The organism is Duganella qianjiadongensis (assembly GCF_009857915.1).
GTDB lineage: Bacteria > Pseudomonadota > Gammaproteobacteria > Burkholderiales > Burkholderiaceae_D > Rugamonas > Rugamonas qianjiadongensis.
The window spans coordinates 178,588-191,834 of the sequence record NZ_WWCM01000006.1 but is presented as its reverse complement, the minus strand read 5'-3'; the positions used below and the strand labels follow the sequence as shown (position 1 = coordinate 191,834).

General features: G+C 60.7%; 13 protein-coding genes. 3 read left to right on the top strand and 10 right to left on the bottom strand.

Going from position 1 to position 13,247, the window contains the following annotated elements; genetic code table 11:
* Positions 1-4: 4 nt before the first annotated feature.
* The gene (locus GTP27_RS10915; protein ID WP_161039209.1) at positions 5-697 is read right to left on the bottom strand and encodes a response regulator transcription factor; all 693 of its coding nucleotides are present in this window, start codon (positions 695-697) and stop codon (positions 5-7) included.
* A gap of 195 nt (positions 698-892) precedes the next feature.
* Between GTP27_RS10915 and GTP27_RS10910 the strand changes: the two genes are divergently transcribed.
* Genes GTP27_RS10910 through GTP27_RS10900 form a run of 3 tightly spaced genes read left to right on the top strand, consistent with a single transcriptional unit; the run spans position 893 to position 3,215 of the window.
* Positions 893-1,501, top strand: a complete 609-nt coding sequence (locus GTP27_RS10910; protein WP_161039208.1) for a Spy/CpxP family protein refolding chaperone — start codon at positions 893-895, stop codon at positions 1,499-1,501.
* Between the two features lie 25 nt (positions 1,502-1,526).
* A complete protein-coding gene (locus GTP27_RS10905; RefSeq protein WP_161039207.1) occupies positions 1,527-2,291 on the top strand; it encodes a hypothetical protein in 765 nt (254 codons plus the stop codon).
* 12 nt (positions 2,292-2,303) lie between these two features.
* A complete protein-coding gene (locus GTP27_RS10900) occupies positions 2,304-3,215 on the top strand; it encodes an intradiol ring-cleavage dioxygenase (RefSeq protein WP_161039206.1) in 912 nt (303 codons plus the stop codon).
* A gap of 69 nt (positions 3,216-3,284) precedes the next feature.
* Here GTP27_RS10900 and GTP27_RS10895 read toward each other — a convergent pair whose 3' ends face one another.
* From GTP27_RS10895 to GTP27_RS10855, 9 genes are all read right to left on the bottom strand, one after another.
* A complete protein-coding gene (locus GTP27_RS10895) occupies positions 3,285-4,100 on the bottom strand; it encodes a hypothetical protein (RefSeq protein ID WP_161039205.1) in 816 nt (271 codons plus the stop codon).
* Positions 4,101-4,295: 195 nt separating this feature from the next.
* Positions 4,296-4,952 (bottom strand): FxDxF family PEP-CTERM protein, encoded by a 657-nt coding sequence (locus tag GTP27_RS10890; RefSeq protein WP_161039204.1) that lies wholly within the window; start codon positions 4,950-4,952, stop codon positions 4,296-4,298.
* A gap of 223 nt (positions 4,953-5,175) precedes the next feature.
* Entirely contained in the window at positions 5,176-7,428 is a 2,253-nt protein-coding gene (locus GTP27_RS10885; protein ID WP_161039203.1) for an arginine/lysine/ornithine decarboxylase, read from the bottom strand.
* 240 nt (positions 7,429-7,668) lie between these two features.
* On the bottom strand, positions 7,669-8,289 hold the full coding sequence (locus GTP27_RS10880) for a DUF4337 domain-containing protein (protein WP_161039202.1): 621 nt from the start codon (positions 8,287-8,289) through the stop codon (positions 7,669-7,671).
* A gap of 24 nt (positions 8,290-8,313) precedes the next feature.
* Positions 8,314-8,811: a dihydrofolate reductase gene (locus GTP27_RS10875; RefSeq protein ID WP_161039201.1), complete on the bottom strand. Its 498-nt coding sequence runs from the start codon at positions 8,809-8,811 to the stop codon at positions 8,314-8,316.
* 41 nt (positions 8,812-8,852) lie between these two features.
* Positions 8,853-9,572: an alpha/beta fold hydrolase gene (locus GTP27_RS10870; RefSeq protein ID WP_161039200.1), complete on the bottom strand. Its 720-nt coding sequence runs from the start codon at positions 9,570-9,572 to the stop codon at positions 8,853-8,855.
* Positions 9,569-10,540, bottom strand: a complete 972-nt coding sequence (locus tag GTP27_RS10865) for a thymidylate synthase (protein WP_161039199.1) — start codon at positions 10,538-10,540, stop codon at positions 9,569-9,571. Before GTP27_RS10865 ends, GTP27_RS10870 begins: the two co-directional genes overlap by 4 nt.
* A 76-nt stretch (positions 10,541-10,616) precedes the next feature.
* The gene (locus GTP27_RS10860) at positions 10,617-12,071 is read right to left on the bottom strand and encodes a DEAD/DEAH box helicase (protein ID WP_161039198.1); all 1,455 of its coding nucleotides are present in this window, start codon (positions 12,069-12,071) and stop codon (positions 10,617-10,619) included.
* Between the two features lie 60 nt (positions 12,072-12,131).
* Complete coding sequence (locus tag GTP27_RS10855; RefSeq protein ID WP_161039197.1) at positions 12,132-13,229, bottom strand: threonine aldolase family protein; 1,098 nt, start codon at positions 13,227-13,229, stop codon at positions 12,132-12,134.
* Between the last annotated feature and the right edge of the window lie 18 nt (positions 13,230-13,247).

Here is a 13,247-nt window from a genome sequence, read left to right as displayed (position 1 = left end):
GGGCTTATTCCTTGATCAGCTGATAGCCGAGGCGGTACACCGTCTGCAGGCAGGAGCGGCCGTCGGCGATGGTGCCCAGCTTATGGCGCAGGCTGCTCAGGTGCACGTCGATATTGCGGTCGAAGCGCGCCAGCGGCCGGCCTAGTCCCTGTTCGGACAGGGTATTCTTGCTAACCGGTTTGCCGGCATTGCGCGCCAGTACTTCCAGCAGATTGAATTCGGTGCTGGTCAGCTCCAGCTTGTTGCCCGCCCATGCAGCACGGCGCTGTTCCGGCCACATGGTGAGCTGGCCTACGGTCAGCGTGGCCGGCATGCCGTTGTCCAGCGGTGCGCTCTGGGCACGGCGCAGGATGGCGCGGATGCGGGCCGTGAGTTCACGTGGCGTACAAGGCTTGGTGACGTAGTCGTCGGCGCCCAGCTCCAGACCGACGATGCGGTCGGTATCGTCGCCGCGCGCGGTCAGCATGAGGATGGGTAGCTGGCTGTTGGTGCGGATGCGGCGCAGGGTTTCCAGACCGTTCATGCGCGGCATCATGACATCGAGCACAGCGATGGCATAGCTGCCCGTGTTGGCTTCGGCTGTACCGGCTTCGCCATCGTGCACGGCTTTTACTGCGAAGCCTTCCTGTTCCAGATATTCCTGAAACATGCCTACCAGCTCGACATCATCGTCTATCAGTAGCACCTTGCTCTTCATTGCAACCCAACATGAGATAAGAATAGACCGATGATAGCAGCACGCGCGGGCGTACTGTCAGGCTTTTACCCGCTTTTACAAAGTGTTTCTGTCGATCAATTCTTTGGCTTTACACCGATTTACCTATGACTAACGTTGCTTTACAAACAGCGCGATGACAATGACAACTCTTACTACCAGACAAGGATTGCAACGATGAAAACCAAGTATGCCAGCGCATATCAACTCTTGCTGGCGGGATTGCTGGCCCTGCCGGTATTGTCCGGTGCAGGCCTGGCAGGCGCCACGGAGCTGGAGATCGATGCTGCTAGTGGCCATCCGCCTATGCTGCCGGATGGCGCGGTGGCGCGCCGTCCGGATGGCAGCGCGCCGCGCTCTGCAGGTGCGCCTGATGCACCTCATGGACGCGGCGAAGGCCCCGGAGCGCAAGGCGGCATGGGAGCCGGACATGTCCATCCGCCTATGGATGACATGGGTGCGGGGCCGCGTCCCCCATTCCTGCATGGGCTGGATCTGACGGAAGCGCAGCAGGACAAAGTGTTCGCCATCCTGCATGCGCAGGCGCCTTACCTGCGCGAGCAGGGCAAGGCCGCTGCCAAAGCCCATGAGGCTCTGCGTGCAATGGGCCGTGCCGAGCAGTATGACGATGCCAAAGCCGCAGCGCTGGCGAAAGAAGCCGCCACAGCGATGGCCAATATCGCCCTCCAGCATGTGCGCACCGAACAGAAATTGCTGGCGGTGCTAAGCCCAGAACAACGCAAGAAGCTGGCCGAGCGTTCTGTTGCGCCGCAGCCGCGTCCTTGAATTGCTGTCCAACCTTAAGGAGTAAATGATGTCTATCAATGCCCTGAGCAGTAGCAGCACTAGCCAGTTAAGTTTTCTCAGTCGTGTGGGCAGTAGTGCGAGCGGCGGCACGGAAGCCAGCCGTGGTGCACCACCACCTAAGCCGCCGGAAGGGGGCGGTTTCGCCTCGGCGATTGCCGATGCCCTGAAGTCTATCGGTATCGATGACGCCAGCCTTGCTGGCAGCAGCAGTACCGGCAGTACGAGCAGTTCCAGCAGCGCGAGTTCTACCAGCAGCGATAGCACCAGCAGCGATAGCACCAGCAGCGACAGCGTGTCTGATGCGCTGGGCAGCTTCCTGCAAAGCCTGATGGGCGCCCTGCACGCGCAGAGTGGCGCCAGCGGCAGCAACAGCAGCGGCGAGCCGCCACCTTATGGCGAAGGCCAGGGCGGCGGACCGGGGGCAGGCGGTCCGGGCCGCATGGAGTCTGACTTGCAGAGTTTGCTTTCCAAACTCACCACGAGTTCTAGCGACTCCAGCAGCAGCGACAGCAGCAGTAGTGATGCCGTGAGCGAGCTGCAGAGCAGTTTTGCCAATTTGCTCGATAAGCTGGGCATCAGCAGTACTGCTAGTACCAGTACAACGAGTACTAGCAGCACCAGCAGCACGGATAGCACCGACACCACTAGCAGCACCAGCAGCACCAGCAGCTCGGACACGAGTTCCAAGCTGGCAGCCTTCCTGCAGGCACTTGCCAGCAAAGTGGAGAATCGCGGCAGCAGCGGCAATCTCGTCAATACTACCGTTTGAACAGGACCGCCGATGAAGCAGAACGACAACGCTCATGGCCACAGCTTGGCAGAAGATCTGGGCACCATGCTCAATCTTGCTTGCGACCGGCGCCAGACCTTGCGCTGGTTGCTGGCAGGTAGTTCGGCACTGCCGCTGGCAAGTTGCGGTGGCGCTGGTAGCAGCACCACCGCCAGCAGCACCACGACAGCCGGTGACACCACGACGGGCAGCGGCACGACGGGCACGGGCACGGGCACGACAAGTCCGGGCACAGGCACGACCACCGGTAATGGTTCGTGCAGCGTGATTCCGGAAGAGACCGGCGGCCCCTATCCGGGCGACGGCACCAACAGCAACAGCAGTGGCGTAGTCAATGTGCTGACCCAGCTGGGCGTGGTACGCAGCGATATCCGCAGCAGTTTTAATGGCATGTCCGGTACCGCAGCGGGCGTCCCCCTGACCATCAAGCTGCAGATCGTGAATGCCAACGGCAGCTGTGCGGCACTGGCCGATTGTGCGGTCTACCTGTGGCATTGTGACCGCGACGGCAATTACTCGCTGTATTCGAGCGGCGTCACATCGCAGAACTATCTGCGCGGCGTGCAGGCGGCGGATAGCAATGGCAGCGTGACTTTCCAGACCATATTCCCCGGCTGCTATTCGGGCCGTATGCCGCATGTGCACTTCGAGGTGTATCCATCGCTGGCCAAGAGTACCAGTGCGGCCAATCGCATCAAGACCTCCCAGTTCACCTTCCCGATGGCGACGCTGAACGAGGTGTATGCGGCCACGGGTTACAGCGCCAGCGTGCGCAATCTGGCCCAGATCAGCTATGCGACCGATAACATCTTCAGTGATGGCTATGCGCTGCAGATGGCTAGCATGACTGGCAATGCGACGGACGGTTATGTGGCGACGCTGACTCTGGCCGTGGCGGGCTAGGCGGAAAAAAGAATGAGGCAGACTGCGGCGGTACACCGCGGTCTGCCTCTCTAAAAAAACGCGAAGGCCTTACAGCACGCCGTCTATGGTGGCGTTGATCTGTGCCTTGAGGCCAACCAGATCCACCGTGCTGCCGCTGCCGTGGGCGACTTCGGTGTAGATGCCGTCGCCATTGCCGTCGTGGTAGACCTCGTAGCTGGTGTGGCTGCCATGCGTCTGCACTTCCAGCACATACCCGGCTTCCAGCTGTTTGTAGGTGGTGTTGCTGCCTACCGTCACAGTGCTGGTGCTGCCATCGAATCTGAGCTGCTGCACCTGCGTGACGGCACCGCTGGCATCGATGGTGAATTTGGCGCGGTCGCAGCCTTCCACATCGAGCAGGGTAGTTGCGCTGCCAGCCTGCACAAAGGTGCGCGCATCCGAGGCGATGACGTACTGGCCTGCCGTGCTGCCTGCTACATAGGTGATGGTCTCGATCACGTTGTCGTGCACGCTGGTTTCAACGATTTTGCCATCGCTGCCCAGCACATATTTGCTGGTCGGGTCGATAGGCTCGCTATGCGATTTCGTACCCAGCACATGCTGCACGCCCGTGACTGCACCGTTGCTGATGGTGAAGGTGTAAGCGCTGCCGCTGGTGCTGCTGTTAAAGGTTTGCACGTCGGTGCTCAGGTGATACAGCGTGGCGTCGCTACTATCCTGCACAAATTGCAGGGTCTCCGTGCCTTTGCTGCCGCTGCGGGTTTCCGTGATGGTGCTGCCGGACACACTGAACGTGGCGTCGCTAGGCAGGCGCAGACTAGCCGTATGCGTGCCATCAACGCGTGACATAGCGGTCACAGCGCCATTCGTGATGACGAACTTGAAACCTTCTGTTGTACTCATGGCCAGACTCCTATTGTGGTGGACAAAGCATTAGGCTAGATGAGGCGGGCAGGGCTGTCTATTCGGGGGGATGTAAAGGTTGCGGGTGAAATTATTTCAAACTGTAACCGCTCTACGGATGTTCTTTGCCGCAGATGCAAAAAATGCCGCCCGGCTTGCGCGGGGCGGCACTCCATGTCCGGCGAACTGCGCGGATTAAGCGGCTTTCTGTGCTTTACGGCGACGGGCAACCACGCCTACCAGTGCCAGGCCGGCCATCATCATGGCATAGGTTTCTGGCTCAGGTACGGCAGCAACATTCACGTTGTCGAGGAACAGCGAGGAGTCATAGGCGCCCGAGTTGTTGACGCCTTTGAATTGCAGGGTGTGGCTGGTACCGGTCAGGCCGGTAACGGTGTAGCTGTAGCTGGTCAGGCTAGCACCGGCAGGGGTCAGCAGGCCGCCGCTCAGGATCTGGCCGTCCAGGCTTACCTGCAGGCTTTCATGGTTGCCGGGGCGCTGGGCCAGATCGAACGTCACGGTGTACGCACTGGCGCTCGAGCTGAAGGTCTGGCTCACGGTCGGGGTGTTGGAAGTAAAACCATTGTAGTTCTGGATGAAGGCAACGGTCGAAGTGCTGGCTACGCCGCCCCAGGCGCCGGCATGGTTAACCACGCCGGAAGCATCGCTGAAGGTCCATGGCGAACCTTTGCCGGTCATGGTGCCGTGGAAGTTGTTAGCGTAGTTGTAGGTGCCGAAGCTCGAACCGATGTCGAAACCGCCATCGACGATCAGGTTGGTAGCAGCGTGGGCTTGAGCAGCGAACAGGGCAGTTGCAACAGCAGCGATACGGGCGATTTGTTTGATTTGCATGGCGTATTCCGTTTGAAGTGGCTTAAGGTGATGCTAAGAATACACCATTGATTGCAAAATGCAATTACTTTTTTCATTAAGGCATCATTTATTTCTCTAAATACATTTTTACAACGCGAAAAAAAATCAGGCCCGGCGGGCGACACAGGACTCTTTCCTGAATGTCGTCCGGCCGGGCCTGACTTTGGCCTGTCTAGCCTGTTGCACAGGCTAGTGGCAGTGATTACTGTTTGACGCAGTCGACGAAGTAGCCGCGCTTACCGTCCACTTCGCGCTTGACCAGTCCGTGCACGTCCGTCTCGAAGCCGGGGAAGCGCTCGTTGAAGTCACGTGCAAAGCGCAGATAGTCAACGATGGTCTTGTTGAAGCGTTCGCCCGGAATCAGCAGCGGAATGCCCGGTGGGTAAGGCGTCAGCAGGATGGAGGTGATACGGCCTTCCAGCTCGTCGATGGCGACGCGCTCGATTTCACGGTGCGCCATCTTGGCAAACGCTTCCGATGGTTTCATGGCCGGAATCATGTCGGACAGATACATTTCCGTGGTCAGACGGGCCACATCGTAGGCTTTGTAGAAATCGTGGATCTGCTGGCACAGGTCGCGCAGGCCCATTTTTTCGTAGGTCGGATTGGCGGCCGCGAATTCCGGCAGGATGCGCCACATCGGCTGGTTCTTGTCGTAATCGTCCTTGAACTGCTGCAGCGCGGTCAGCAGGGTGTTCCAGCGGCCTTTGGTAATGCCGATGGTGAACATGATGAAGAACGAGTACAGACCGCACTTCTCGATGATCACGCCGTGCTCGGCCAGATACTTGGTGACGATGGACGCCGGGATACCCGTTTCGTCGAACTGGCCGTCCAGCGACAGGCCGGGATTGACGATGGTGGCCTTGATCGGGTCCAGCATGTTGAAGCCCGCTGCCAGCTTGCCGAAACCGTGCCAGTCGTCCTCGGCGCGGATGATCCAGTCTTCGCGCGAACCGATGCCGTCTTCGGCGAAGTCGTCCGGACCCCACACCTGGAACCACCAGTCCTTGCCCCATTCCTGATCGATCTTCTTCATGGCGCGGCGGAAGTCCAGCGCTTCGACGATGGATTCTTCCACCAGCGAAGTGCCGCCCGGCGCTTCCATCATGGCCGCTGCCACATCGCACGAGGCAATAATCGAGTATTGCGGCGAGGTGGAGGTGTGCATCAGATAGGCTTCGTTGAAAGCGTCACGGTCCAGCTTGACGGATTCCGACTCGCGCACCAGTACCTGCGAGGCCTGCGACAGACCGGCCAGCAGCTTGTGGGTGGACTGGGTGGAGAAGATCATCGATTCCTTGGCGCGCGGACGGTCCTTGCCGATCGCATGCATGTCTTTGTAGAAATCGTGGAAGGTGGCGTGCGGCAGCCACGCTTCATCGAAGTGCAGGGTATCGATCTTGCCATCGAGCAGTTCGCGCAGGGTTTCCACGTTGTACAGCACGCCGTCGTAGGTGGACTGGGTGATGGTCAGAATGCGTGGCTTCTTGTTCACGGCTTCGCGGGCGAAGGGGTTGGCTTCGATCTTGCGCTGGATGCTCTCCATCGAGAACTCTTCCAGCGGAATCGGCCCGATGATGCCCAGATGGTTACGGGTAGGCATCAGGAACACGGGGATGGCGCCGCACATGATGATGGAGTGCAGGATCGATTTGTGGCAGTTACGGTCCACTACCACGATGTCGCCCGGCGCCACCGTCGAGTGCCACACCATCTTGTTGGAGGTGGAGGTACCGTTGGTGACGAAATAGCAATGGTCGGCATTGAAGATGCGCGCCGCATTGCGTTCCGATGCCGCTACCGGACCCGTATGGTCGAGCAGCTGGCCCAGTTCTTCCACCGCGTTGCAGACGTCGGCGCGCAACATGTTCTCGCCGAAGAACTGGTGGAACATCTGGCCGATAGGCGATTTCAGGAAGGCTACGCCACCCGAGTGGCCGGGGCAGTGCCACGAGTAGGAGCCGTCGTTGGCGTAATGTACCAGCGCGCGGAAGAATGGCGGCGACAGACCGTCCAGATAGGACTTGGCTTCGCGGATGATGTGGCGCGCCACGAACTCGGGCGTATCTTCGAACATGTGGATGAAGCCGTGCAGTTCGCGCAGGATATCGTTAGGGATGTGGCGCGAAGTGCGGGTTTCACCGTACAGATAGATAGGAATGTCGGCGTTCTTGTAGCGGATTTCTTCGACGAAGGCGCGCAGCGACTTCAGCGCGTGATCGGTTTCCTCGGCCGAGCCGGAACCGAATTCTTCATCGTCGATGGACAGCACGAAGGCCGACGCGCGCGACTGCTGCTGGGCGAACTGGGACAGATCGCCGTAGCTGGTAACGCCCACCACTTCCATGCCTTCTTTTTCCATCGCATCGGCCAGGGCGCGTATGCCTAGACCGGACGTGTTCTCGGAACGGAAATCCTCGTCAATGATGACGATGGGGAAACGAAATTTCATACATGTCTCCAAAAAAGCAAGCCGCCCCTGACGCAAAAGTTGAGGGGCGGACTAGGGTGCGACAGCAAGCGGCCAGTCGCGCAAAAAAAAGAAGAACGGGATTCTCGCAGAAATGGGGCCACTGCGGGAAAAAACATCACGCAAATCCGCAAAAAATAGCGGCGCTGCTCTAAAACGGGCGGCCATAGGCCACCATACAGCTTGCTGGCCCGGCTAGCGGGCCAGAATTTCCAGCCAGAATCAGTGACCGGCCGCTGCACCACCGAGTTTGGCCAGCAGCTGGCCTATCGGGTCTACGTGCAGCCATGCAAAGGCGCCCAGCGCAATGCCCACGCCGGCGACGCCGTAAGCGAGGCCCATCATCCATTTCTTGCGGGTCAGCAGGGTGATCGCCGCCAGCGAAATGGCGATCTGCTCGGCCGTCGTCGCCAGCGCCCACTGGTGGTGCTCGTGCATGGCTTCATCCGACTTGTGGTTCCACTCTTTCGAGGAGTCTTCCCACTTCTCTGCATCCTTCTTGATGTCTTCTTTTTCGTGCTTGTAGCGCGCTACTTCGGCTTCGTACTTCTTCGGGTCTACGCCGGGCAGAGTCATGGCCAGTTCGGCCAGATTCTGCTTGCTCGATTTGGCCTGATAGTAGTTCCAGCTGTTGGCTGCCTGCGTCTTGTCGATGGCTGCGTTGTTCTTGAACAGGGCTGCCTCGTTCTGGGTTGCGCCGCCGAGGTAGCCGAACAGGGCGCCTACCGTGGCGAGAATTGCCGTCATTACGGCAATGTTGTTGGAAAAATCATCACTGCCATGGGCAGCGTGTTCTACCGCGTGATCGTGCGGTCCGTGAACGTGAAAACCATCACCAGACATGTTGTATTGCCTTTAAGTTAAAAATTATTGAGCCATGGCGGCCATGCGGCGCAGTGTAACAAAAGCGTATGACAGTTTCGTGTTTTCGGAAACGTGATTTTCCCGTTCCGTTTCCTGCCATATGGCGGCATCCGGTTCGGGGAAGAAAGCGTCGCAAGCATAGGTGGCGGCGATTTCGGTAATAATCAAGCGTTGCGCCAGCGGCAGCGTCTGGCGGTAGATTTCGGCACCGCCGATGACAAAGCCTTCGGCGCCGTTCAGCAGGGCGATGGCCTGTTCTACCGAGTTCACCACTTCCACGCCAGCATGCTGCCAGGCGCTGTTGCGGGTGATGACGATGTTGCGGCGGTTGGGCAGCGGGCGGCCGATCGAATCAAAGGTCTTGCGGCCCATGATGATGGGGTGGCCGCTGGTGGTGCGTTTGAAGTGCGCCAGATCCTCCGGAAGTTTCCACGGCAGGGTGTTGTTGATGCCGATGCCGCGCTGGGCGTCGGTGGCGACGATGATGGTTAAGGAGCTCATAGCGTGCGGTAGCAAGGTGAGGCGTTATTATCGTCGAAATCTCAGGCTGCGGACACTGCTGCGGTGTCCAGTGTGGCGTGAAATTGATGCAGATCGTGGCTGACTGCGTCCGGCAATTCCAGAGGTAGCATATGGCCTGATCCTTCATGCAGCGACAGCTGCGCTGCCGGCAGTCGGCTTTGCATCTCGATCAGATCGGCAGGGTTGACCAGTAGATCCTGCCGGGCGCCGATCAGCAGCACAGGGCAGCGGATCTCCGCCAGCCGCTCCATCAGATCCGGGCGTTCCATCGAAGCGATGAATTGCGCCAGCAGCACGTCCTTGCCCAGATCCAGCGCCATCTGCTGGATGATGGCGTAGGTGGCAGCATCGTCCAGATGATCAGGGTGGAGTATCTCGCGCAGGCGGACGCGGCTAATGCCCATGTAGGGGGTGGTTTTTAACATGGGGATGATGCGCTGGCGGGTACGGATTTCGGCAGCGCTCAGGCCCCTGGCGGAATTGGCTAACAGTACCAGCGACTGCACCCGTTCGGGGTGCTGCAGCGCGTACTCGATGGCCAGATAGGCCCCTAGCGAAAAACCTACCAGATGGGCTTGCGGCGCGCTATGGCGCGCGATCACTTCATGCATCTGCTGGCGTGTTACCGCTTCATACAGAGGCACGTGATGGCAGTCGTACTGCGCACCGAGCTGTGGCAGTACGCGGGACCACATTCTGGCATCGCACAGCGTGCCGGGAATGAAGTCCAGCCGCCTCATACCGCCATCGGCGCCGTGATAGGCGCATGGTGCTGATAGCCTTCCAGCGTGAAGTCGGATGGCTCCACCAGTTCCAGCCACTCGGGCTGATATTGGCCGGTGACGGCGAAATCAGGCACGCGATCGCTGATACGCAGCTGCGGCGCCGGGAACGGCGTGCGGGTCAGTTGCTCCGACACCATCGCCATGTGGTTTTCGTAGATGTGGGCGTCGCCGATGAAGTAGCTGAACCAGCGCGGCCGGTAGCCGGTGAGGCGGCCCACCAGATGCATCAGCGCGGCGCCTTCGGCCAGATTGAAAGGTGTGCCCAGTCCCAGATCATTGCTGCGCACGTACAGGCACATATGCAGTTCGCGCGTGGCGGGATTCGGGATGAACTGGTACAGCAGGTGGCAGGCAGGCAGGGCGACAGCGTCGAGCACGGCCGGATTCCAGCCATGGAACAGGATGCGGCGGCTGGACGGGTTGTTGACGATGGTGTCCAGACATTCGCGCAACTGGTCGATGGATTTATGCAGCAGCACTTTGGCCACGCCGCCATCGTCGAACTGGGAAATCAGGCGGAAGCCGTTTTTCTGGGCATCGGCGATCTGGCCCGGCTGGTCCAGAGCGATCAGCTTGAAGCCGGGCCACTGGCGCCACTGCACCCCGTACACGGGGCCCAGATCATCCTCGCCCAGACGGTAAGGGTTGGCCAGCCACTGCTGGTTTTCGTTGGCATTCTGATCCCACACCTTGCAGCCGAGCGCGCGGAAGTCCGCAGCGCTGCGCGAGGCGCGCAGGAAGGCGCACAGCTCGCCCACCACGGACTTGAAGGCCAGCTTCTTGGTGGTCACGGCGGGGAAGCCCTGCTGCAGATCGAAGCGCATCATGGCGCCCGGTACGCTCAGGGTACGGATGCCGGTGCGGTTGTCTTGCCAGCTGCCCGTGGCGATCACGGTCTGGATCAGTTCCTGATATTGCTGCATACAATGCTCCAAAAAACACGCGGCTCGCCGAGCCGGAAAACCTGCTATTTTAGCAGCCGTGGTCGCAGGGCGCTGTTCAGCGTGCGCTGCCTTTGCCTCGGCGCGGATGGCTTTGCGCCTGCGCTTTGCCCGCTGCCCGCGCCAGCGATTTGGCGCCACGGCCGGCACTCACGACGATGGTGCCTGCGCTGGCGGGTTTGCTGCTAGCTGTGCGCGGGCTGGCAGAGCGGCCTGCGCCAGTCTTGGCAGCGGCGGCGGGCTTGCCGCCTTGCTGCGCCTGCGCCGCAGCGCGGCCGCCGGGCGGCCCCGTGAATGCGCGTTTCTTGCGCGGCGCTTCGGCGGCGGCTTTCTTGGCGGCGGCAATGGCGGCGCCTTTGGCCCCCGTTTCCGGCACGCGGTGTTCGGCTTCGAATCCCGCTTCTTCGCTGCGTGGCAGCACTTTGCCGATCAGGCTTTCGATGTCCCTGAGCAGATCCACTTCATCGGCACACACCAGCGAAACGGCTTCCCCTTCCATGCCGGCACGGCCAGTACGGCCGATACGGTGCACATAGTCTTCCGCTACGGTCGGCAGGTCGAAGTTGACCACCTGCGGCAGCGCTTCGATATCCAGCCCGCGTGCTGCGACATCGGTAGCTACCAGCAGCTGCACTTCGCGCCGCTTGAAACGGTCGAGTGCGCGCAGGCGCATGGGCTGGGTTTTGTCGCCGTGGATGGCGTCAGCCGTGTAGCCTTGCTCCTGCAGAACCTTGATCAGGGCCTCGACACCTTTGCGGGTTTTAACGAAGATCAGCACCTGACCCCAGCGGTGTTTTTGCAGCAGATGCAGCAGCAGTTCCGGCTTGCTGCGCTTGTCGGTGGGGATCAGCCACTGGCGCACCGTCTTGGTCGTAGTGTTACTGGCGCTGACCTGTATGGTCACCGGATCGCGCAGCATGCCGCTGGCGAGCTGGCGGATTGCGTCCGAGAAGGTGGCCGAGAACAGCAAAGTCTGACGCTGCTTGGGCATGGCCGCCAGCAGAATATCGAGATCGCGCTCGAAGCCCAGATCGAGCATGCGGTCGGCCTCGTCCAGCACCAGCGTTTGCAGCAGTTCGAAGCTGATGGCTGCCTGATCGTGCAGGTCGAGCAGACGGCCCGGCGTGGCCACCAGTACGTCCAGCCCTTTGCGCAGCTTGCTGATCTGGCCTTCGATCGGTACGCCGCCGTAAGCGACAGCGCACTTCAGCGGCAGGTTACCGCCGTAGCTGCGGAAGCTCTGGTACACCTGCTCGGCCAGCTCGCGGGTAGGCACCAGCACCAGCGTGCGCACGGCCTTGGGGGCGGTGACGCCTTCCAGCAGCAGCCTCTGTAACTGCGGCAGGGCGAAGGCGGCAGTTTTGCCGGTACCGGTCTGGGCGGCGGCCATGAGGTCGCGTCCGGCCAGCACGGCCGGTATGGCCTGCTGCTGTACCGGCGTGGGCTGCTGGTAGCCTAGCGCTGCGAGATTGCGTTGTAGCGGTTCGATCAGGCCTAGAGCTTGGAAGGTCATGGTGGTGTCATTCAATCAGAAAGGCGCGCAGTGTAACAGCACTGCGCTGCGGTGGCCCGATTATCGTGCGCCGGCGGCAGCTATTGCCTCGGACCAGAGTGCGAGAATTTCGCTTACGCGCTGGTCAGGCAAGTTGAGCAGATTATCGCCGATATACAGCTCCACATAGCTGTGACCGGGCAGGGCCGCATGATTGGCAGCGTTGAACAGCCAGATGCCATGTTCGCTGGCGATGCGCTTGCGGATCTCGCTGGCCTGTTCGCGGCTCACCGGCAGATGCACATGCAGCATGCTGGCCTGCGGCCAGGCAGGGTTAGGCGTCAGCAGGGGGAAGGCGCGCAGGGTTTCATACAGCCAGACGGTGCGGGCATAGTAGGCGGGCATCGCTGCCAGCCGCTGTTCCAGCTGCATGGCCGCGGCCACCACATAAGGCGTGCGCTGATAGACATTGCCGCCCTGACGGCGGAACCATTCCTGCGCCCTGGCGATGAAACCGGCTTTGCCCAGCAGGACAGCACCGCCCATGCCGCCTATGCCCTTGTAGAGCGAGACGTAGACGGAATCGAAACCCTGCGCGATGTCGGCGGCGCTGCGGCCATAGGCGCTGGTGCACTCCCACAGGCGTGCACCGTCCAGATGCAGGTGGATGTTCTGGCTGCGGCAGTGCTGTTTGATGGCTTCCAGTTCGTCCCAGCTCTGGCACTGGCCGCCGATTTCGCGCATCGGCAGTTCCAGTGTGGCGGCGCCCAGCTGGTCAGGGATGGCCTCCAGTTCGGCCACGCTCCATGGCCGCTGCGGGTCGCCTACCTGCAAGGCCTGAAAGTGGCCGAACAGGCTATGGTTGCTGCGTTCGTGGCGCAGTATGTGAGAGGTGGGGTGTAGCGCCACCAGACGGCTGCCCCGTTCGTCACAGGCCAGGCGTAGCGCCGTCGCCTGTGTCATGGTGCCGGTAATGCAGAACAGCGCGGCTTCGAAGCCGAGCAGTCTGGCCAGCTTGTCTTCCAGTTCCTGTATCAGAGCGCCACTGCCGTAGACGTCGTGGGCAATTTCGTGCTCGGCACACCATGCAGCCATGGCGGCAAATAGCTGGGCAGGCGTGTGGGCGCGGTGACCGGGCAGGTGAGTGGTGCAACTGGCACGCAGTTCGGCGTCGGTCACGGCTTTCCCCTAATCTGA